Origin of the sequence: Hymenobacter sp. BT559, assembly GCF_016427535.1 — a bacterium.
Lineage (GTDB): Bacteria > Bacteroidota > Bacteroidia > Cytophagales > Hymenobacteraceae > Hymenobacter.
On the sequence record NZ_JAELXV010000010.1, the window covers coordinates 32,160 to 53,781 of the forward strand.

The 21,622-nt window shown below is 53.4% G+C and carries 19 protein-coding genes; 10 read left to right on the forward strand and 9 right to left on the reverse strand.

The features are described 5' to 3' along the window. Positions 1 to 557 precede the first annotated feature (557 nt). Complete coding sequence (locus JAO77_RS22245) at positions 558 to 1,358, reverse strand: ion transporter (protein WP_198992743.1); 801 nt, start codon at positions 1,356 to 1,358, stop codon at positions 558 to 560. A 458-nt stretch (positions 1,359 to 1,816) separates the two neighbouring features. Here JAO77_RS22245 and JAO77_RS24630 point away from each other — a divergent pair, with 458 nt between their 5' ends. From JAO77_RS24630 to JAO77_RS22290, 9 genes are all read left to right on the forward strand, one after another. Next, positions 1,817 to 2,287, forward strand: a complete 471-nt coding sequence (locus tag JAO77_RS24630; RefSeq protein WP_370550331.1) for a peptidoglycan-binding domain-containing protein — start codon at positions 1,817 to 1,819, stop codon at positions 2,285 to 2,287. 6 nt (positions 2,288 to 2,293) lie between these two features. Further along, on the forward strand, positions 2,294 to 2,665 hold the full coding sequence (hxsD, locus tag JAO77_RS22255) for a His-Xaa-Ser system protein HxsD (protein ID WP_198992745.1): 372 nt from the start codon (positions 2,294 to 2,296) through the stop codon (positions 2,663 to 2,665). Beyond that, a complete protein-coding gene (hxsB, locus tag JAO77_RS22260; RefSeq protein WP_198992746.1) occupies positions 2,665 to 4,155 on the forward strand; it encodes a His-Xaa-Ser system radical SAM maturase HxsB in 1,491 nt (496 codons plus the stop codon). Before hxsD ends, hxsB begins: the two co-directional genes overlap by 1 nt. 9 nt (positions 4,156 to 4,164) lie before the next feature. Then, on the forward strand, positions 4,165 to 5,319 hold the full coding sequence (gene hxsC / locus JAO77_RS22265) for a His-Xaa-Ser system radical SAM maturase HxsC (protein WP_198992747.1): 1,155 nt from the start codon (positions 4,165 to 4,167) through the stop codon (positions 5,317 to 5,319). A 20-nt stretch (positions 5,320 to 5,339) separates the two neighbouring features. After that, positions 5,340 to 6,257, forward strand: a complete 918-nt coding sequence (locus JAO77_RS22270) for a toxin-antitoxin system YwqK family antitoxin (protein ID WP_198992748.1) — start codon at positions 5,340 to 5,342, stop codon at positions 6,255 to 6,257. A gap of 581 nt (positions 6,258 to 6,838) precedes the next feature. Continuing rightward, positions 6,839 to 7,537, forward strand: a complete 699-nt coding sequence (locus tag JAO77_RS22275; RefSeq protein WP_198992749.1) for a hypothetical protein — start codon at positions 6,839 to 6,841, stop codon at positions 7,535 to 7,537. A 236-nt stretch (positions 7,538 to 7,773) separates the two neighbouring features. After that, on the forward strand, positions 7,774 to 8,892 hold the full coding sequence (locus tag JAO77_RS22280) for an ABC-three component system protein (RefSeq protein ID WP_198992750.1): 1,119 nt from the start codon (positions 7,774 to 7,776) through the stop codon (positions 8,890 to 8,892). Then, positions 8,882 to 9,361 (forward strand): ABC-three component system middle component 2, encoded by a 480-nt coding sequence (locus JAO77_RS22285; RefSeq protein ID WP_370550329.1) that lies wholly within the window; start codon positions 8,882 to 8,884, stop codon positions 9,359 to 9,361. The genes JAO77_RS22280 and JAO77_RS22285 overlap by 11 nt, the downstream gene beginning before the upstream one ends. A gap of 11 nt (positions 9,362 to 9,372) precedes the next feature. Beyond that, entirely contained in the window at positions 9,373 to 11,235 is a 1,863-nt protein-coding gene (locus JAO77_RS22290; protein ID WP_198992752.1) for an SMC family protein, read from the forward strand. A 572-nt stretch (positions 11,236 to 11,807) separates the two neighbouring features. On the opposite strand, the gene JAO77_RS22295 is transcribed toward JAO77_RS22290, so the two are convergent. Next, the gene (locus tag JAO77_RS22295) at positions 11,808 to 12,470 is read right to left on the reverse strand and encodes a recombinase family protein (RefSeq protein WP_198992753.1); all 663 of its coding nucleotides are present in this window, start codon (positions 12,468 to 12,470) and stop codon (positions 11,808 to 11,810) included. A 105-nt stretch (positions 12,471 to 12,575) separates the two neighbouring features. Here JAO77_RS22295 and JAO77_RS22300 point away from each other — a divergent pair, with 105 nt between their 5' ends. Beyond that, a complete protein-coding gene (locus JAO77_RS22300) occupies positions 12,576 to 13,274 on the forward strand; it encodes a recombinase family protein (protein ID WP_198992754.1) in 699 nt (232 codons plus the stop codon). Between the two features lie 231 nt (positions 13,275 to 13,505). Here the strand turns inward: JAO77_RS22300 and JAO77_RS22305 are convergent, their stop codons facing one another. The 7 genes from JAO77_RS22305 to JAO77_RS22335 all read right to left on the reverse strand — a co-directional run bounded on the left by JAO77_RS22305 (position 13,506) and on the right by JAO77_RS22335 (position 21,615). Next, complete coding sequence (locus JAO77_RS22305) at positions 13,506 to 15,161, reverse strand: NAD(P)/FAD-dependent oxidoreductase (protein WP_198992755.1); 1,656 nt, start codon at positions 15,159 to 15,161, stop codon at positions 13,506 to 13,508. 45 nt (positions 15,162 to 15,206) lie between these two features. Continuing rightward, positions 15,207 to 16,232: an oxidoreductase gene (locus JAO77_RS22310; protein ID WP_198992756.1), complete on the reverse strand. Its 1,026-nt coding sequence runs from the start codon at positions 16,230 to 16,232 to the stop codon at positions 15,207 to 15,209. A 163-nt stretch (positions 16,233 to 16,395) separates the two neighbouring features. Further along, positions 16,396 to 17,790, reverse strand: coding sequence for a sensor histidine kinase (locus JAO77_RS22315; RefSeq protein ID WP_198992757.1), 1,395 nt, complete (start codon positions 17,788 to 17,790; stop codon positions 16,396 to 16,398). A gap of 31 nt (positions 17,791 to 17,821) precedes the next feature. Continuing rightward, the gene (locus JAO77_RS22320; protein WP_198992758.1) at positions 17,822 to 18,094 is read right to left on the reverse strand and encodes a UBP-type zinc finger domain-containing protein; all 273 of its coding nucleotides are present in this window, start codon (positions 18,092 to 18,094) and stop codon (positions 17,822 to 17,824) included. 431 nt (positions 18,095 to 18,525) lie between these two features. Continuing rightward, entirely contained in the window at positions 18,526 to 19,671 is a 1,146-nt protein-coding gene (locus tag JAO77_RS22325; protein WP_198992759.1) for a TlpA disulfide reductase family protein, read from the reverse strand. A 46-nt stretch (positions 19,672 to 19,717) separates the two neighbouring features. Beyond that, positions 19,718 to 20,149 carry a hypothetical protein gene (locus tag JAO77_RS22330; RefSeq protein WP_198992760.1) on the reverse strand — a complete coding sequence of 144 codons (432 nt, stop codon included), beginning with the start codon at positions 20,147 to 20,149 and terminating at the stop codon, positions 19,718 to 19,720. 59 nt (positions 20,150 to 20,208) lie between these two features. Further along, positions 20,209 to 21,615 (reverse strand): YncE family protein, encoded by a 1,407-nt coding sequence (locus tag JAO77_RS22335; protein ID WP_198992761.1) that lies wholly within the window; start codon positions 21,613 to 21,615, stop codon positions 20,209 to 20,211. Positions 21,616 to 21,622 lie beyond the last annotated feature (7 nt).

The following is a 21,622-nucleotide window of genomic DNA, read 5'->3' on the forward strand; positions in this document are numbered from 1 at the left end:
CTACCTCAGGTGCTTTGCCTCACTTACCAAATACCCTATCTTTGCTTGGCACGTCGGGGTTAGCCCCCGAGACCCATGCGCTGTTACAAAGAGAAGCCCCAAGGTCTCGCGAACCAAGGGGCTTCAAGAAGTTCGGGGGAGATTCGGCCACCCCTTTACTTCATCGGCAAAATGAAAAAGGAACGTGCAAAATCGGAGTTTGAGCTTGGGCTTAAACTCCGCATGTCAGATAAGCTTGCATTGCGGCTTCTCTGGCTTCTAATGGGAGGAACTGCTATCGCGGCGGGCTTCTCTCATTGGGTTAAGTAGGACTTGGGCCGTGCCGGAAGGTGCGGCCCTTGTTTTTACACTGCAAAGTAACGTAACACAAGGAAAAGAAGGTGCAGTCACCAAAATTTAATTTTAGTAACTAGCTCATTCTCAATTGTGGCACTTTAACACAAAATGTGGCAATTTGTGGCAGACGGTGACATACAAAGTATATCTCGCCCGCAACAAAACGGCTTCCGTTTGCCCAACTGGTAATTTTGACATAGTGGATAGGAGTCTTACTAAAACTAGCCAAGCTTTTTCCCGCAGTGCGGACAATAAGTGAAGCTGTTGGTGTCGGTAGATGGCTCCTGCAAATGCTCACTAAATCCGGAAGCAAGGATACCCGTGGGAATAGCAAATAGGCCTAAGCCAAGTACGGCGATAATACTACTGAGCACTTTACCCGCTGGCGTAATTGGGAAGACATCACCATACCCCACAGTGGTGAGCGTGGCCACCCCCCACCACATCGTGTCGGGAATGCTGCCAAATTTATCAGGTTGCGCCTCACTCTCGATGGCGTACATTAAGGTGGAGACCAGTAGGAGCATCACCCCAATGACACCCATTGCCACGAGTAATTCCGTCCGCTTGCGCCGAATGACATGCTCAATCAGGTGAAGAGCTTTGACGTAGCGGGCTACCTTGAGTACTCGTACCACGCGCAACAGTCGAGCTAATCGCAAGTTCAACCCGCCGAAGGCCAGGAAGAACGGCAAGACGGCCAGTAAGTCAATCAAGGCTAGCGGCGTCAACATAAAGCGCAGCCGGCCACGCCATGGTTGCTGGTAACGCGGGTCTTCTACACAGGACCATACCCGCGCCAAGTACTCTAGGGTAAACACATAAAGTGACACGAGTTCTACTCCCACGAACAAGGCGTGATACTGTTGGTCCAACACCTTTACCGAATCGAGTACTACGGCGGTAGCATTGAGACTGACCAACGTGAGCAGGATACCATCCAGCACTCGCTCAGCCGGCGTTTGGCCCCCATCGTGGTAGTCTAGCAACTGGTGGAGAAAAGAGCGGAACGTAACGAGCATAGGGAAGTAGCTAAAAATAGAGTACGGTTCGAAGGTAAGCCACACAGTGTCTGCGTTATGTCTACTAGCAAGCGTAAAGCTCGGGTGGCGTGCTACTTGCCTAGTACAATTATTAGGCTTACTTAGATATTTTTCATAATGCCTTTGCAGTAAGCTAACTAAGCTGAAACATTTAAGCAAAAGCCACTACATTTAGCCTTCCCTATCTACTCCCCACTATGGAAGACAACTTAGACCACATTGAAACTGGCCGCAACAATCTTTTCACGAAGACCCTGCTCATTCTGTATACCGGGCTACTGGCTTTTACCAATAGCCACGCGCACGCCGCGACGCCTACTAAGGGCACTGTGCTGCCACTGGATGAGGACTTCGTTACGCGGCTGCGCCGCATGCGCTACAAGCCGCAACTTGTGCTTAAGCTGAATCGGGCGAATCCTTTAGCTAGCAAAGCGATGATGCACACGTCGCACCGCTCGCACAGCTCCCATAGTTCACACTACTCGTCCTCTGGGGGGCATAGTTCCCATTCTTCGCACAGTTCCCATAGTTCGCACTACTCGTCCTCAAACTACTCACCTTCCTCGGGTAGCAGCAGTACGCCCTCTTATTCCTCTCCATCCTACTCCAGTCCGTCTCTCACGACCCCAACCCTGTCGACGCCCCATCGGTCCAGTACGCCAACTACTACCTATCCCTCTATCAACACGACTCCTCATGCGCTAGGTGACCGGGTCCTGAAGCTTGGCGACCGTGGCTTGGATGTCACGGCCTTGCAACAGCTGCTCATTAGCGTCGGCTACGAGGTGAGCGCAAACGGGGTCTTTGGCTTAGCTACCAACGCAGCCGTGAAAGATTTTCAAGCGGCCCATCAGCTTCCCGCCGATGGGATAGTAGGTCCGCAGACCATTAGCGCGTTACAGGAATAAGGTGCTATGCAGGTACAACTACTATCCAACGGACTAGAGGTGGTAGTGGACGCCCAAACTTTCAGCGAGGCGACACTGCACAAATGCTTTTACTGGTACACCCGCGATTATCAGGTAACTATTCAGCCGGGCATCAACCACCAGACGCAGGTGCGGCTGGTGGCGAAAGAGCACGTAGCAGTTGACGTCACGGCGCTCCAGCACCAAGTGCACAACGACTTACTAGACTTTCGCCTGCGCGAGTTGATTGCCGAGGAAACACGCCCCATCCGCGAACTGCTCGTGGCGAAAGCCTTCGCCCACTACGCCCCGCCGCAGCCCTTAACGGCTCCCATCTCCGACCCAGTGGGCTTCCATCCCCTAGCTCCCGCGCCCTGATGCAGCCCACGCTTGAGCGCGCAACGCGCAAATTCAAGGACCTGGCGGTTTACGCTCCCGCTGGGTCCTACACCCTACTGCCCTTCCGCTTCCACGTGCTCACACCCGAGAAGGAGTTGCTGGTAAGCGAAGTCGGTGACTACTTGCTGGTACCCCGGGGTACGGTGGCCCGCGTTGTGGGGCGGCAGTTGACGTATGCCGAGGAGCCGGACCTGTACGCCGACCTGCTGGCGGGCTTCTTTATTACGGATTCCCCGGAGCTACCACTCTTGGACGTGCTGGCCACGCGCTACCGGACGAAGAAGGCGTTTCTAGAACACTTCACGGCCCTGCACATCTTCGTCGTCACGCTCCGGTGCGAGCATACCTGCCACTATTGTCAGGTGTCGCGCGTCACGGCCGATAAGAACGCCTTCAATATGGCGCGCCACCACCTCGATCAGGGCATTGCGCACATGATGCGTTCGCCTAATCCGCACGTGACGATGGAGTTTCAGGGTGGAGAAGCGCTGCTCGCCTTTGAGGTCATTCAATACGGGGTGGAGGAAGCCGAGCGGCTCGCCGTGCGCCACGATAAGCAGATCACCTTCGTTATTTGTACGAATCTAGCCGTACTCACCGACGAAATACTCCTCTACTGCCAGCAGCATAACATCTTACTCTCTACCTCGCTGGATGGTCCCGCTTTTATTCATAACGCCAACCGGCACCGCCCCAAGCGCAATAGCTACGAGCTGACCATCCAGGGGATTGCCCGGGCGCGGGAAGTCGTGGGCTACGACCGCGTGTCAGCCTTGATGACGACCTCGACCTTGTCGCTGGAGCATCCGCTGGCTATTGTCGATGAGTACGTGGCGCAGGGCTTTGCCAACGTGTTTCTGCGGCCCATCTCGCCCTATGGCTTTGCCCTGCGGCACGACCGCAAGAACAAGTACGCCACTGATGCCTTCCTGACGTTCTACAAAACGGCCCTAGCGCATATCCTCGATTACAATTTCCGGGGGCACTTTCTGCGCGAGGATTATGCCACCATCATTCTACGCAAAATTCTGACGCCTTTTTCCGTCGGCTACGTAGACTTGCAATCGCCTGCCGGACTGGTCAATAGCGTGGTAGTATTCAACTACGATGGCGCCGTGTATGCCTCGGATGAGGCGCGCATGCTGGCCGAAATGGGCGATGTGACCTTTAAGCTGGGGCACCTCGATACGCACGCCTACGAAGAGCTCTTCTACGGACCAAAAGCCCGCGAGATTGCCGGCGCCTGGGCCAATGAGGCGCTGGCCGGGTGCTCGGAGTGTGCCTTTCAACCCTACTGTGGCGCTGATCCCGTGCTGCACCACGCCACACAGGGAGATATGTACGGGCACCGGCCAACGAGCGTGTTCTGTCAGAAAAATATGGAAATCATTCGCTACCTGTTCGAATTGATGGATGCCGATCCGCGCATTGAAGCCATTTTTCGGAGTTGGGTAGCTGACTTTACTTAACCGCTTCTCATGCTGCGTTTACGTGGAATTGCTCATCAATTCGAGCAGCCCCTAGTCGGAACTATCACCCGGCACACAGGAAACACCGGTCCTACGCACTTCTTAGTGCAGGAGGCGGGAATTACCTGCCCGGTCACCGACACTTATGGGGCGGTGCTGACCGAAGCCCCGGCCTTACCAGCGGCATGGACGGGTCCCGGCCTTACCCACCTGCTCAATAGTGAGCAGTTGGCGGAAGGCGACGTCGTCTCCCTGGCCCCGTCGGGACAGCTTATCCGGCAGTACCGGGCTGACTCGGCCCAGAACTTCCTGCTGGCTACCGAACGCTGCAATAGCAATTGTCTGATGTGTTCGCAGCCCCCAAAGGACCGCGACGATACGGGCTATCTGCTTCAGCTCTACCGGCAAGTTATCCCACTAATTCCGAACTCCTGTCCCGAATTAGGTATTACGGGGGGCGAGCCTACCCTATTGGGCGACGGCTTCTGGGAACTGCTGCAGCTCTGCAAGCAGCACCTGCCCACGACGGAACTGCACTGCCTGACGAACGGGCGCAGCTTTGCTTGGCGAGAGTTTACGCAGCGGCTCGGCGAGCTGTCCATGCCCCAGTTGATGTTAGGCATCCCACTCTACGCGGATCACGCACCGCTGCACGACTATGTCGTCCAGGCTAAAGGAGCCTTTGACCAAACCGTGCGGGGACTGCACGAACTCGCGGCCATTGGGCAACGAGTGGAGATTCGCGTCGTGGTGCACCGCCTCACCGTCCCGCGGCTCGGCAAGCTGGCCCGGTTCATCTACCGCAACTTTCCCTTTGTCGAGCATATCACCTTCATGGGCCTGGAAAACACGGGGTATACGCCCCATAACCGGGACAAGCTCTGGCTGGACCCGGTGGACTATGTGCCGGAGTTGACTGACGCCGTCGAGTTCCTGGCCGCGCACCAGCTACACGTTTCCATTTACAACCATCAGCTCTGCTTACTACCCGACCAGTTGTGGCAATTTGCCCGGCGCTCTATTTCGGACTGGAAAAACGTGTATTTGCCTTCCTGTGAAGGGTGTGGCGTGAAGGAGCTGTGCGGCGGCTTTTTTGCTTCCTGTGGCACCCTGCACAGCCGCGGAATTCAGGCACTAGCGGCCATGCCATCCTTGATAAATTAAAAACTAAGTAGTTGCTATCTATGCTCAAACAATTACCCCTTCTTACGTTATTTATCGGGTTCGCGCTACCCGGAATTGCTCAGCGCAAAGCAACCGCTCCCCCCATTCCCCCGGCTGATACCGTCTATTTTGATAGAGATTGGGAGCGTACTACCCTGCCGGAAGACCGCAGCTACGCTCGAGTCGCTCATCACGCCAAGGATGGTAAAACCATCGGTACGGTACGAGATTTTTACTACCCCTCCTGGAAAAAGCAGTGGGAAGGAAAGCTGACGCAGGAGCAGCCGGACCAGCCGCACGGACTCTGTACTAGTTGGTATGAAGCAGGTGGCCTGGAGTCACGCGGAACTTACGCCCAAGGAAAATTGCAGACCGAGCCACAACGATGGGCAGAAGATGGACATCTGATTACGTGCCGCTTCACTTATCAAGAGGCGTTAGCGCTGAGCACGGGCAAGTTGCACTCGTACTACAATGACGGAAGCAGCCGCCAAGTATTTCCGGTGGACTTACCCGCCAATACGGCGGGCGTCGTTTACCGGTTAGACATTCGGGATGAAGGTGCCCCCCTCATCTCGTGGGATAGTGCGCTCGCCTTAGGGGCGGCGTACTTCAGCCCGACGACAACCTTAGCCAGTATGCTGAGCACCGGTGCGCGTTCCTTAAGCCAGGGGGCAACTGCAAGTCCGGTAGCTAGCACGAAGTGCCACTGGTATATCGTGCCGGACCTAGCCGCCGCGCAAGAATTTATGCAGACCAAGGGGACTATCTCGGGCAAGCCTTGCTATCGGCAAGCCGCTAACATCTGCGCAGAAACCCGCGAGATTTTACTAGCGCCAAACACGCGCCGTATCTACATCTGCGTCAACAATGATAATGACATCACTGCTGCTACGGCAACAGTTAGTGTTTCAGCGCTTGTGAAGAGTTGTGATTAGCAAGAAACCACCTAAGACTATTTAAGCTCAATCAAACCAATCACCTAATCTACTAATAAGGAAATTTTGTCTTTACTCCCAACAAGCTCGCTGAGATGCCGAGCATAAGCATATGGGCGAAAAAAATACTTTCTTAGTCAACTTTATTTTAGGTAATTTCATGCTCAAGGATTGATACCTGGTCTTTGAATACTAATAATCAATACTTTATCAATATTTGTCACAAATAAAAGTAGCAAAATTTTACACATTGCTTGGAGCCTTTTCAGGTACGATTATTTGAAACGTACAAATGTTCTCCTAAGGCTTCATCATACACTGATACTTTGTCTCAGTACACAAGGTCTCATGGTTAGTAATAGCTACCTTGAGACCTTTTGCAATACAATGGCTGCGCCTACTAGTAGCTCAAACTGCCACATACCAACCCGCTAGTAATGACACTAAGCACGAAGGCGTGAGAAAGCAAACGGATGTTTTTCATAGTTATATCTATATTCGACTTATAAATAATCTTATTAAGTGGCAGGACATTCGCTACTTAGCTTGGCATCTTAAGAAGATATAAATAACTGACCTTTATGGAGCTTTCAAGTAAAGATGTTGTAGCGCTTATGCGTGAAAAAGGCGTAGAATACCTATACCATGCTAATACAGTACGTACGACCTGCACTTTTTTCCGCACAGGCCATCTACTGGCCCGTGGCTCAGTGCACGAAAGGAGTTTGGACCAAACTACCCAACCTTCGGATAGGCTAGATAGAAAACTTGGGATATGGTATGATTTATTTTTCGATTCCTGCGATATTCACGCAAGAAGCAGTAATTACAATAAGTATGGGCCAGTATTATTATGCTTCGACTTATCGTTACTAGAACAGGATTGGGCACCTACTGTATGGATGACAAAAGACAATCCCATACGTTGGAGCACGGACACACCATCCAACGAGCGTTGGTTCAATTCTTTTGAAGAACTACAAACCAGATACGACAGGTATGCTTTTCAGCAACACTGTGTACTAAGGAATGTAGGCGGCAGTGTTCGAATGCTTCCTTATTTAAAGAAAATCGTATTAGATAACCCTAAAAGGGCTAGACCAAACGCAGCAAGCGTTGATCGATTCAGTGAGGCGGTTGGTGCACTTAACAATGCCTTACGTGCAGGAGGTTTATTTGAAAAGGGAATAACCTTTAATAACAGGCCTTGCACATGCGGTTGTGTATCAAGCTACGCAAGTATGACAGAAGAGAAACTTGACAAGCTCTTTGGCAGCTAGCGCAAAAGGTTGATCATTTTGCAAACGCTCGTGCTTAAAATGACCAACTAGCCTCGCCCCTGTCTTAGCCTTAACCGAACGACTATCTGAAGCCGTGAAGAAATACGTTGCCAACTACTATATGGAGATAGGGGGCTTATTTTATATGCTCAACGAATGGTCGTTATCGCTTTCATATAGAATGCCCCTTACTTGATACAGACAGTCTTAACTTTATTTTCAACAACGACTTTGATATGCTAGTTGTACCGACTCAGTTTGCTCCTGTACCTGTTGCACCCCCTTGGCCTGGCGGCAATCTAAACAGGCTAATGGGGCCAGGAGCCTACATAGAACCTATAAAAAGGCTTAGCATTTTCTCTCCGGAAGAATTTGAAATATTTGTGCTACAATGGGTTGAAGGCCATGTGTCACAAAAGTATAGTGAAGTTCAATGGCGTGGAGGTGCCGGGGATAAGGGGAGAGACGTAGTTGGCTGGCTTAATCATTCAAATTCGCCCGTCAGAGAGTGTGATATCTACCAATGCAAACATTATGATACACCGGTTACACCCGAGGATATTTGGAAGGAACTCGCCAAAGTATGTTATTTTTCATTTATAGGAGATTATCCTATACCAAATAACTACTATATAGTCACGTGCAAAGGAGTTGGCAATTCGCTACAAGATTTGATTGACAAACCGTCAAATCTTAAAAAAGAACTTATTGACAAGTGGGACAAAAAATGTGTAGGTAAAGTTGGAAAAAATATACCGGGTAAGTTGGTTGGCCCGCTAAAAGATTGGGTAGACAACTTTGATTTTTCAATCGTTAAGACACTAAGCCCAAGCCGTCTTATTACAGAACATTCAAATACTAGATTTCACCCATATGTATTTGGCATAACAGTAAAAGCTCGACCAACGCCAATTACTCCACCTGCGAATATAGACGATAAGAAAGAAGTAAGGTATATCAAATGTATACTTGAAGCATATGGAGAACATGCTAATATAAAACCATTTAAAATTGAGAGTTTTAGCGCTTATCCTATGCTTAAAAAGCATTTTGAGAACTCTCGTATTAGTTTTTATTCGGTTGAAACGTTAAAAGAGTTTGTTAGAGATAATTTTCCCGATAACAGTCATTTTGACTCTTTGCTAACAGACTTCGAAAGAGGCACTTTTCATTCTTTTTGTCGCCCTTGCAATACAGGTTTCGAAAGAATGATAAATGTATGTGACAGTGCTGTACAACTCGCTGTCGATAGTAGCATTCTAAAACCACAACTTACGCCCGATGATCGTGCTGGCATGTGTCACCATTTAGTCAACGAAGGGCGCATTCAATCTTGGGTTCAAAATGGTAGATGAAGCAAAGCTAGAACGCCCATTTAACCATCCTGTTGAGGTCGGTATAAGGCTACTCTATATACTTAATGTTTTTCACCCACGCTCATTTGACATAAAGCATCTACTCTATATGGACTATTTGCTTGTCCACTCAGCAGATGCCGGGGGACCATCTAGCCTCCACGCTGCAATGCCCTATAGAACTGGTGAATGGCTGGTGAGAAGAAAAATATTAGAAGCAGGATTAGCGTTGATGTTTTCTAAAGAATTACTCAGCAAGCATTTGTCTAATGATGGCATCACTTTCAGCGCCTCTCCTTTAACAAAGCATTTTCTCAAGCACCTGAAATCGGAATATGCTTTGGGCCTATACACAAGAGCCGAATGGCTAAAACTTAAATTTGATAATATGAATTCAAATCAAATCAATGAGTTCATGAAATTAAATTTAACCTCTTGGGGCAACGAATTTAAAGCCATTCAATATTAAGGAGTAAAGGCATGGAATTAGTTAACAGAGATAATATCGGCTTTCAAATTAAGCGAATTATTGCAACAGGTGCGGATGTCCCACAAGCTAGTCTTGAATTTTCCGATGGCCTCAATGTTATAACTGGCGCATCTAATACAGGTAAAACTTATATATTTCAAGCAATTAATTTCCTATTAGGTGGCAATGATTGGCCCAAGGAAACCCCTGAAAGCAAAAACTACGATACGCTTTATCTTGAAATAGAGAATAGCTTATATGGCCCTATCTTGATTAAAAGAGAATTCGCAGATACTAATCCTATAATTTATTATTCAACTTTTAATCAATTAGCAGATAGAAATCAGCTAGTAGGAAAAATACTTCCCAAAAAAAGTAGTGAAAAAGCAGGTTTATCATTAGCTGATTTCATACTATCTATATGTGGCGCAGAATCTGTGCGCGCTAAAAGTAATCAAAATAACAAAACCGTAGCTGTTTCTTTTAGAACAATACGGCATTTCTTTATTGTAAGCGAAACGGAGATACTCGAAGAAGGATCTCCAACATGGCTGGGTCAAAATACCACGAAGACCTTATCAACTTCATTATTTAAATTCCTGCTATCCGGACAAGATGATTCTGGACTTAAGAAAATCAAGGATGAAAAAGTCTTTACAAGTAATAATGCTAAATACAATCTACTATCAGAGCTAATTGAAACCACTTCTATAGAGTTAGCATCTTTAGCAAAAGAAGGGGATAACAAAGATACGGAAAGCAAGATTAAAGCTAAATCAGAGGAACTTGAGTATAATTTAAATCAAACTTCTTCATTAGAATTAGAGCGCAGAGAATTATCGCAACAGGCTAACAGCATTGAATCTGAAATCACACTACGAGTTGAGCTTCTCAACAGATTCAAAGTATTAAAACAGCACTACGAATCAGATATTAAGCGTCTAGACTTTATAAGCGAAGGAAGTTACTTAATTGAACAACTAGAATTTACAAGCTGCCCTTTCTGCTTTAATCCATTAACCGCGTACGCCCGTCATGAGGCATGCATAGCAAATTCAATTGCACCTGAAGTATTATATAATTCATGCAAGAGTGAATTTGAAAAACTAACCGCACAGTTACAGGACTTACAAGACACTATCAAGCAGGTGGATAGGGAGCATGAAGCATTAACTGCCAACCTTCTTTCACTTACTCGTTCATTCAAATTAGCTGCGCTATTGATATCAGATACTTTTATTCCTAAAATAAAAGAATTACAGTCTGAAATACAATTTCTTCAGCAACAACATTCTGCTTCCATTTTATATGAATCCACTGAGAACCGATTAAATAGCTTAATCGAAATGCGTAAGCAGTGCGCTCCTCAATCGAAGGAAAAGCCCAACAAGCAGAATGAAAACAAAGAGTTACCAGTAGATGAAGTCAATGAATTTTGCACGGAGACGCAATCACTATTGAAGTCATGGGGTATAAGCGATGGTCCTGTTACATTTAATTATAACACCATTGATATTACAATAAATGGAAAAGACCGCAAAGCTGATGGCAAAGGGCTTAGAGCAATTACCCGTTCTGCCTTTATGGTTTCTCTTATGAAATATTGCAAGCGAAAATCACTACCACACACTCGAATGTTAATACTTGATTCGCCAATCACAAATTATAGAGAAAATTCTAAAAAATATGAGGATATTAATCGAATCCAAAATTATATATTTCGTGAATTATCACGTGACTTCGCTAGTGACCAAATAATTGTCTTTGAAAACAAAGAACCATTATTACCAAAGGGGGAGAAAATCAATATTATCAATTTTGGCAGTAATCCTGAAACAGACCGACCAGGATTCTTTCCCACCTTATCTTATTAAATATTCAATATATATAAAGTCGCTTCGCATATTCATACCATTCTATTCTGTCAAACATTATAAGTCCTAAAAATAAGTAAATATCACTTTTGTATGGTAAGAAAGCATGCCATACTTCAATTGTGAGATGTATAGGAAAGCATACTTATTATGTTTCGCAATACGGTCGTTTTAGCTGACACTTTACTAGGCTGGGAAATGCACTACTAAGAAGCACCTTTTACGTCCCATTTTCTTGTCTCACAAAACAATGGCTCATTATATTTTAGGCGGTTGACTCAATGAGGCAGAGCCATTAAGTCCCAATAGACTCGTGTTAGTACAGCAGGCTAACAGTTCATTTTAGAGAATTCAAAAAAGCTATCGCTACCTAGCAAGGGTTTTGCTATTATTAGAATACTAAATAGATCTTATTTTACACACGTTAAACGTCCATTCAACTCAAGTGGCATCTTGAGCGCAACAAACTGACAATTAGAAGGGCTAACGGCTTTCAGCGTGGCAGTCCTGTTTTAGGAACGGTTGAGTTTTTTTATATCTTATAAAGGAAGCCTTGCTACACGTACAATAGCTTACCGGGCCGGTTTGGGCAGTAAACGCTGCACGCCCATAGGGTGGAATGCCTTCCCGTGCCGCGTGCGGTACCCTGACTGGTTAAGCTGCTCGGCGATAGCGCGCAGCGTGGCTCCCGTGGCCCGCAGCAACGCAGCCAGTTGCGCGGCTTGCCGGTTATTCAAATTCTCTTGCGCATTCTGGGTCATCGCGGCCCAAGATTTCTCGCGCGCGGCCTGGGTCAAATTAGCCGGGGTACCTAATTGCACTCCGCGAGCCTTCTTAGCGGCAAGCGCATCCCGAGTCCGAGTAGAGATGGCCGACGCCTCTTTCTGGGCCACTGCCGCCAGGATGTGCAAGGTGAACTCATCGGCCGCCGGCAGGTCGACCGCTTGAAAGCGCACCCGACCTTCCATAAGGGTAGCGAGAAAAGCCACGTTCCGAGCGAGGCGGTCCAACTTGGCCACCAGTAGTACCGCCCCCTCCCGCTGGGCCTGGGCAATCGCCGCCGCTAATTGGGGTCGCTCGTTTTTCTTGCCACTCTCGATTTCTAGAAAGGTGGCCACCAGTTGCGCGTCGCCACGCAAGAAATTCTGTACCGCTGCCTGCTGGGCTTCGAGCCCAAGACCGGACTGGCCCTGGCGGACGGTACTCACCCGGAAGTAGGCGACAAACTTGGTCATTGGTACAAAACTACCCTACTTTTCCTGTTTGTCACAAAAGTTAAACGTACGTTTAACAAATGACTATAAGGGCTATCTTCGCTTCAAATCACGATTTGGTCTGTCATGTCTGCCTATTTTGCCTACTACCGCGTCTCGACCCAGAAGCAAGGAGCCTCTGGGCTCGGGCTCGAAGCGCAGCAAGCCGCGGTGGTCAGCTTCCTGAAAGGCGGCCAGCCGCAAGGCGAGTATATCGAGGTCGAGAGTGGCAAGAAGAATCAGCGGCCCCAACTGCTCGCGGCCATGGCGGCGGCTCGCGCCGCCGGTGGGGTGCTGCTCATTGCCAAGCTCGACCGACTCAGTCGCAATGCCAGTTTCATCTTTGCCCTACGTGACTCGGGGGTGGATTTCGTGTGCTGCGACATGCCCGATGCGAACACCCTTACGGTGGGTCTCTTCGCCGTGCTCGCCCAGCACGAGCGCGAGACTATCTCGAAGCGCACCAAAGATGCACTTGCCGCCAAGAAGGCGCGGGGTGCGCAGTTGGGTACGCCAGCTAATCTGACAGCTGCGGCGCGAGAGCAGAGTCTGCTCGTGCGACGAGCCCACCTGCAGCAGCACCCGGGCTTGCGGCAAACGGCGGCTTTTATTGCCTCCCGCCGGGCGCAGGGGGTGAGCTTTCGGCAGCTGGCGGGGGAATTGAATGCCCTCGGCTTTATGGCCCCACGTGGGGGGACCTTCAATCAGAAGCAAGTGCAACGCCTCTATGAGCGCTTACCAGTAGCTGATAAGCGCAGTACGAGTGACCTATATAATACTGAGTGACGAGACCTAATTCGGTCGGTGCCCAGAAGTAGAAATCGGTAGCACTGCCCTTCACTTACCGCTACCCATTCTGAATGGCCTAAAGCCACTTATTTCACTCACTGAAGAGAGGCTTTATACTATTAAGTAGTAAGCCGGTAGTTAGCGCAAAAACACAAAAGACTGCTACTTAAGTAAAGCACTTTCTAATCATTCTCCTACTGAATCAAAGGATAAGGAGTAGCTGCCCGATTATTCGTTGAGATACTGGTGAACGAACTTGATAGCCATGCTGCCTTCGCCCACGGCCGAGGCCACGCGGGCCATGGCGCCGGCGCGACCGTCGCCGGCGGCAAACAGGCCGGGTACGCAGGTTTCGAGCAAGTAGGGCTCGCGGTCTTTCTTCCAGGACTCTTTGTAGCGTAGGTCGCTCACGAGGTCGCGGCCGGTGAGGAGGTAGCCTTTGGGGTCGCAAATGGCGAGGTGACAAATCCACTCGGTGCTGGGCTTGGCCCCGATGAAGATAAATAGCGCCCGCGCCGGGTGCTTTTCGGGTGCTTGGCCGTCGCGCTGCACCACTACGGCCTCCAGCGACTGGCCCCCGCAGGCTTCTATAATCTGCGTGTGGGGCAGAATCTCGATGTTGGGCGTCTGGCTGATTTGCGTAATCAGGTAGGCCGACATACTGGCTTCCAGCGTGGCGCCTCGAATGACGAGGAACACCCGCGCGGCATACGTAGCGAGGTACATGGCGGCTTGGCCCGCCGAATTGCCCCCGCCCACGATGTAAACCGGCTGGCCCGCGCAGCTGCGCGCCTCGGTGCGGGCGGCCCCGTAGTACACGCCGGCCCCACTCAGGCGGTCGAGGCCCGGCGCGTCGAGCTTGCGGTAGCTGACACCCGTTGTTAGAACTACGGCGCGGGCGCGGATAGTAGTGTCGTCGCTCATTGTCAATACCTTGTAGCCATCTTGCACGCACAAGTCCAATACTTCCTGCGGGGCCATAAATTCGGCACCTAGGCGAATGGCTTGTGACCAGGCGCGGTGCGCCAGTTCGGAACCATTGAGGCCAGTGGGAAACCCCAGGTAATTCTCGATGCGCGACGAGGCGCCTGCCTGCCCGCCGGGCGTTTGCCGCTCGATAATGAGCGTTTTCAGCCCCTCCGACGCGCCGTACACGGCCGCCGCCAGCCCGGCCGGCCCGGCCCCGATAACGACCACATCGTAGAGTTCTTGCTGGGCCGCAACCAATAGCCCGAGGTGCCGGGCCAGGTCGAGCTTGTCGGGCTGGGCCACTACCCGCCCATCAGGGCAGATAACAACGGGTAGCTCATCAACTGTGAACTCCGTGGTGGCCAGCAGGGTAGCGGCTTCTGCGTCCTTTTCAATATCGAGCCACTGGTATCCCACCAGGTAGCCGCTCAGAAAATCCTTGAGCTCGTGCGAGAGCGGCGACCACTGAAACCCAATGAGGCGCAGGCCCGCAAACCGCGGCCGATAGGTGGCTTGCCAACTCGCCAGCAAGTCGTGCAGCACCGGGTATAGCAGCTGCTCGGGCGGGTCCCAGGGCTTGAGCAGGTAGTAATCGAGTTGGGCCGAATTAATGGCTTGAATGGCCGCCGCGGTATCGGCATAGGCCGTGAGGAGCGCCCGTTTGGCCTCGGGGAAAAGCGCCAGCGCATGCGCGAGTACTTCCACGCCTTCAACCTCGGGCATGCGCTGGTCGGCTAGCACCAGAGCCAGCGGCTCGGCGCGGGCGCGCAATTCGTCAAGGGTCGTTAGGGCTTCTGGGCCCGAGTTGGCGCTCAGAATGCGGTAATCCTGCCGAAACTCGCGGCGCAGGTCGTGGCTGATGGCCGCGAGCACTTGCGGGTCGTCGTCAACTACCAAGATGGCGGGCTTTTTCATGAATCAGGTGAGGGCTAAGGGTTCGTTTGCTACTGGGGCTACCGATTAGCTAACGGGATAAGTAGTGCCCGTGAGCTGCTCGCTAAGAGCCCACAGGCGGTCGGCATTCGCGGTATCTACTGCATAGGGCATAACCCCAGTCATAGCGCGAGGGGCAACGGAACTATCTGGGGTATAGATAGTCGCAATGTCATTGTCTTCGCAATACACCCCACCTAGGCCAGCCAGCTGCGGGCTAGTGGCGCACCACACGCTGGTTGACGCGCCCTGGGCCACGGTTTTCAAACCCCGGTCGGGGTCCAGCACGATGTTGCCGGCCTCATCCACGGCGCCCATCTGCCGCAGTTGTTCCGGCGTGACGTACTTGCTTAGCCCCGTGCCCGCAATACTGCCCGGATGCAGCGAAAAAGCCCGAATGCCCGCTGCTTGCCCGCGTTGGTCTAGACCCCGCGCAAAAAGCACGTTGGCAGTTTTCGACTGGCCATAGGCAACCCAGGGGTCGTAGGCGTGGCGCTCGAAATTAGGGTCGTCGAACAAAACCGGCGAGAGGCGATGCCCCCGGGAGGAAACCGCCACCACCCGCGCCCCCTGCGCTTGCACCAGGGCCGGCCAAAGGCGGCCGGTTAGCTGGAAGTGTCCGAGGTGATTGGTAGCCAGCTGTGATTCGTACCCGCGGGCATCGCGGGCGAGGGGATTAGCCATGATGCCCGCGCTGAGTACCAGCAAGTGCAGTGGCCGCCCACTGCTCAAAAACCGGGCGGCTAGGGCATCAATTAAAGCGGGGTCGAGCAAATCCAGTGTTTCCACCTCGACGCCAGCTAGGTCTTGCATGGCCTGAGCTGCGCGGGCTGGGTCGCGGGCCGGCACGATAACATGGGCACCGGCGCCGTGCAAGGCCCGCACAGTTTCCAGGCCGAGGCCGGCGTAGCCCCCGGTCACGAGGACCACCCGGCCAGTGAGGTCGCGACCCCGAATAACGTCGGCAGCAGTGCTGGCAGCGGCAAAGCCTGAACCTAGGGGCTGCTGCGGGGTAGGTTGATAATCAGGGGCAAAAACAGACGAATCAGGCATATAAAAAAGTAGCAGATAAGTAGCTGATGAACAAGGCTATTTTAAGTATTGCCACTAGCATCAGTATCTGAAGGGCCAAGACCCCTAGGGCGACTCACTGGATGCGAATGGCTCGCTTCAGCGTCTGATAATGAGCAGAGTGAAAGCACCTCGGGGAGGAGGGCTAGCCAATGGGCAGCCAAGCGGTGAATTCGGTGCGCCCCGGCTCAGAGGAGACTTCCAGCCGCCCGCCATGCTCCTGCACAATGCGCCGGGCAATGTCTAGGCCTAGGCCACTGCCCTCGCCCAGGGGCTTGGTGGTGTAGAAGGGCTCGAACAGGTGCGCCAATACCTCGGGCGTGATGCCGCTGCCATTGTCTTGCACCCCAACCACCAGGCAGGTTCCGCACTGCTCGACGCGCACTGTCAATTCCCCGCCAGCGGCGGGCAGCGCATCCAACGCATTGTCAATCAAATTAGTCCAGACTTGGTTAAGACTGGCGGCTTGGCCTATTATTAGCGGCAGTTCAGGGGCATAATCGCGGGTGAGGTGCACGTTTTTTTCGCGTAGTGCGTGCGCAAATAAGTGGAGCGTGCTGTCGAGCCCGGTGGTCACGGCCAGTTTGTCTGGGCCCGTGGCGCGGTCCATGTGCGAGTAGGTTTTCACGTCGCCCACCAGCGTGCTAATGCGCCGGGCAGCCTCGCTGATGTCGCGGGTGAGGCGCGCGGCCGTCAGGTGCCCGCTGAGCCAGGTAAAGGCGGCGGGCCGGGCGCGGGCCGGCAGCTGGGCCGCCAGCGGGGCTAGGTCCGCCACCCCCATGCCGGCATCTAGCAAGCCCGTGGCCAAGCTATAGCCATCGGGGCAGCCTAGCGTTTCGAGCCAGGTAGCTAGCTCGTCTTCGCGGTCAGCAGCTTGCAGGGCCGACAAGGGCGGGGGCAGTTCCGCCGGCAGTACGGCCAGCGCCGTGATGGCTGCCACCGTTTCGGCAGGCGGACAAGTAGCTAATAGCTCAATCAATTGCGCCGGAGCAACTTGCAACGCGGTAGTAAGCGAAGCCGCCGCCCGGCTGATGGCCGCGGCTGGGTTGTTTAGCTCGTGCGAGAGGCCGGCCGAGAGCTTACCCAGGGCCCGGAGCTTATCGTCGCGCTCTTGCGTGCGCACTAAGTCGCGCGCCCGGTCATTCATGATGCCAACCAGGCGTTGCACCAGTTCGGGACTTACCTGCTCTAGCGCTGAAAAGTGATGGTGAGGCAGCTCATACAACACCGTTTCGCCCACGGCCACGCCCTGCGCCGGAAAGAACTGGAGCCGAGAATACGGCAATAGCCCCCCCACATCGCCGACTACTAGCCGAAACCCTCGGGCACTGGGGTTGCCCGGTAGCTGAGTATAGGTGCCGCCTCGCACTACGGCCAGCAGCTTATCGGCGGGGGCGCCTGCCAGCACTACCGTTTCACCGTCGGCATACTGGCGCAATTCGCCCGCTTGCAGTAGCCAGGCAAGCACCTCGGGGGGCAGGCCCCGAAATGCGGTGATGCGGTCAAGGGCACTAGGGTCGGCGGGCAATAGCTGAGCCATATGAGTGCGAACGAAACGACTGCCCGACAGCCTAGTACTCTGCAAACTCTTGGTCGGGGTAGCAATAGACCCAATATTCGCCGGGCTCGGCGGAGCTTACTACCGGGTGCTGGGTGGCGTGGAAATGCTTGGTAGCGTGCGTGTTTTTGGACTGGTCGCAGCAGCCGACGTGGCCGCACTCCTGGCACACGCGCAGGTGCACCCAGGTGTCGCCTAGGGCCACGCATTCGGGGCAGACGTGCTGAGGGGCGGTTTTCAGGTGCGCCACATCGAGCGCTGATAAGTGGGAGCAAACAGAGGCCATAGCAAAAGCGTAAAAAGTAAGGTAGTGAGAGGCCGGGCCTAAGCCACCAGGCACTGCGCAAAGGTGTCGGTGTGCTTACCCCCCACTCATTGACTTTTATCAAGAAAGGCTATTCCTCAAGCAGGTTGAGGAGTTGCGGCGCTTTCACCTACTGACACGGCTTGCCCTGCGTTTCGGCCACAGCTGCCCAAATAGTGGTTGTGTCGCCACTGTTAGTCCAAATAGCCAGTGCCCGGTGGTCCGAGCCAGGTAGCTCGGCCACGATGGCATCGGTATAGAAGCGGTGTAGGCCAAACCGGCTCCTGCTGTAGCCAACCGATGTACAATGCCGGCCCCAATGCCGCGGCTTCCAGCATACTCCGGCTAGCAGATAGGACGGTGTAAGAACGCGCTAACGCTCCTTGCCCACCGGGGCAGGGGTGCTGGCTTCCTTACTTAGCGGCGGGTAGCAGTTCAGTCAACTTTTTGGTGAGGGCCTCACCAGTGAGGTTGGTAGCCACAATGCGGCCTTGCGGGTCGATGAGAAAATTCTGCGGTACCGCCACTACGCCGTAGCTGCGGGCAGCTTCATTGTGCATGCCTTTCAGGTCCGAGGCCTGAGGCCAGGTCAACCCATCATAGCGGATGGCTTTTAGCCAGGCAGCCCGCTGCTTTTCATTGTCTACTGATATACTTAGTATCATGAATCCCTGCGCTTTATAGGTAGCGTAGGTTTTGACTAAGTGCGGGTTTTCGGCCCGGCAGGGCTTGCACCATGAGGCCCAGAAATCGACCAGCACGTAGTGGCCGCGCCAGTCGGCTAGGCGCACTAGCTTACCCGTAGAATCGGGCTGGCTGAAAGCAGGCGCGGGGGTGCCCACGCCGATTTGCCGCAGCTTTTCAACTTTTTGCTGCGCCAGCTGCCCGAGCGCCGAGTTTCGTACGCTGGGCGCTAGGCCTTCGTATAGGGCAACATAGCCATCGGGTTTGGGCAACAGGCCATCGTACTCTTCCAGCACGAGCAGGCTAAATATTGCTGTTGGATGGGCTTTGATATAGGCGGCGTACAAGTCTTGGCGTTGCTGCAAAAACGGCGCAGCCTGCACCGCCACCCGGTGTTGCAGGGCCGTATCGGGGCGCTCAGTGTTTGCCTGGGCGTAAAAAGGCTGGTAGATGCCGTTCAGGCGGTCTTGCACCGGTTTCAATTGCGTCCGAAACTGTTGGTTTTCGCGGTTGAGAGGGGTACCGCTCACGGTAGCGCCGCTCACTGCGCCAAGTCCGGCTACGGTGATGCTGCCCGGCTCTAGGTACAGGGTTACGGCCGTTGCCTCAGCCACCGTGCCCGCCTGCGGTAGCGTGAGCCGGGCTTTGACTGGCACCGCCACCCGGCCCTTAAACTGAAAATGGCCATTGGTTACACGGGCGGAATCGAACTGAGTTTTAGCGTTGATAATGTAGCGTAGGTAAGCCATCTTAGCTCGGCTGGCGGGTAGATTACCCGTCACGATGTAGCCAGTGGGCAAGGCAGTTTTGGGTTTTGGCTGCGTACCAGCCAGCAAAGAACTGGTAACTGCTAAACCTAAGCAAGCGAATTTCATGTAAGTAGTTGGCTAATAAAGCAAAAGCGAGAGGAGCATCTTGGCGCTAATGCACTGACCTGCGCGCTGGGGTTGCTTGCTGGCCGTGCAGCCAGGAAATGGTCGGGCCCTCATCGATAAATGCCGCGGCCTGGTAATAGCGATTGGTCGGGTGGGCCAGGATGGGTAGCACGACGTCGGTGTAATGCACCAAGTGGGACGGGAAAACCAAGTGCGCGCTGTAGATGGCTTCTGACGAGCTGAAGGCTGAGGCCACAAGCGGGCAAAACTCCTCCACCAGCCACTGGGCTTGGCGGGCACAATTGGGCGGGCAGCGCCGCACATCGAGCAGCCAAAAGGGGCAGTTGTAGTGCCTAGCCTTTTGCAGCAGGTAGTGATAACCAGTTTTGAAGTCGGTGTCGGTGCGCATTTGCTGTATCCAGCGAGCCACTAGCACGTGCTCCTGCGGCCGGTATGAAACGTCTAGGAAGTGCTGCATAGCAGGTTTTGGGCAGGGTACAAGTGTTCGGTGAGGAGGACACTCGCGAATTGACGGCGCTACTCGCTGAGCAGTACTGGGGTGCTGCCCGCCGCCTTGGGGGCCACTACTACCCGCTGATAGGGTTTGCTTGCGGTAGCTAGGTCCACATTTTGCACGGCTTGCACGGGGCCTAAGGTCTGGCTCATGGCGCCGCCTTTGGCATCGGTGTGCACCGTGAGCAGGGGGTAGTCGCGGGAATACGGGGCCTGCGTGGCGCGGCTGAGGTACACGTCGTAGTCGGTATCGGGCTGGAGATGGGCCAGCGAAAAAGACACGAGGTCGACCAAACCTTCGGAGCGCGTGACTAGCGAGCCAGCCGCCGCACCCGGCTGCGTGGGCTTCAACTGGCGCACCACGGCCGGCTGGTCTACCAACTGACGACCTAGGGCCGTAGCGGCTGGGACGCCGGCTAGCACGGCATTGGGCACGTAAACCAGCGCCATCGGCGCCTGACCGATTTTGCCTTTGCCGATTACCCGGTTGGTCGCCGTGTTGATGGCCACCACCGAGTCGGCGTTTTCCAGGCCCAGGTACACGCGGCTGGCATCGCCCGAGGCCCAAATACCATGCGGCAGCGCCCCCACCGGAATGGTGGCCAGTTGCTTGAAGCCGGGCTCGCGGGAGTACACTTTCACCACGTTTTCACCGCCCACTGTCACGTAGGCAACTTTTCCCAGGCCCGTTTCCAGGGTCGTGACGTGGTTGGTGATGGGGCCGGTATCGAGCACGCCCACGATGCGCAACTCCTTCACATCCAGCACTGACACCTTACCCACGTCCTTGTGCGTAAACCAGGCCTGCTTGCCGTCCTTGCTGGCGAAGATGTTGGGAGAAAAGGGGCTGACGACCGGAATGCGCTTGATGATTTTGTATGTAGCCACGTCTACCACTGCTAGCTCGGGCGAGAAGCTAGAGCACACGAAAGCCAGCTTATTGTCGGGACTAAAGGCCACCATGCCGGGGCCGTTGGCCACTTGCACGCGGCGCGTTTCACGCATGGTGGCCACATCAATAACCGAGAGGTAGTCTTCGCCGCGTACCGTCACCCAGACCTCCTTGCCATCGGGGCGGAAGGTAGGTTCGTGCGGGGCGCGGCCCACATACACGCTGCCCTTAATGGCGTTGGTGGCCGGGTCGATAAAGGTGACGTTGTTCGAGCCAATGGATACCACGGCCAGCGTCTTATGGTCGGGTGCGGCACCCATGCCGTGCACCATCACCTGGCCTTTATAGAGTGGCGTCAGCACATCAGGCTGGGGCTTGCCTAGGATAATCTGGCCTAGCAGCTTGTTGTCGGCTGGGTCAATAACTGAGACGGTATTCGAAATCTGGTCGGCCGTGTACACCCGGTCGCGGTGGCTCACAGCCTGGGCGTGGGTGGCGAGGGCGCTGGTCAGCAGCAGCCCAGAAAGTGTGTATTTCATAAGCAAG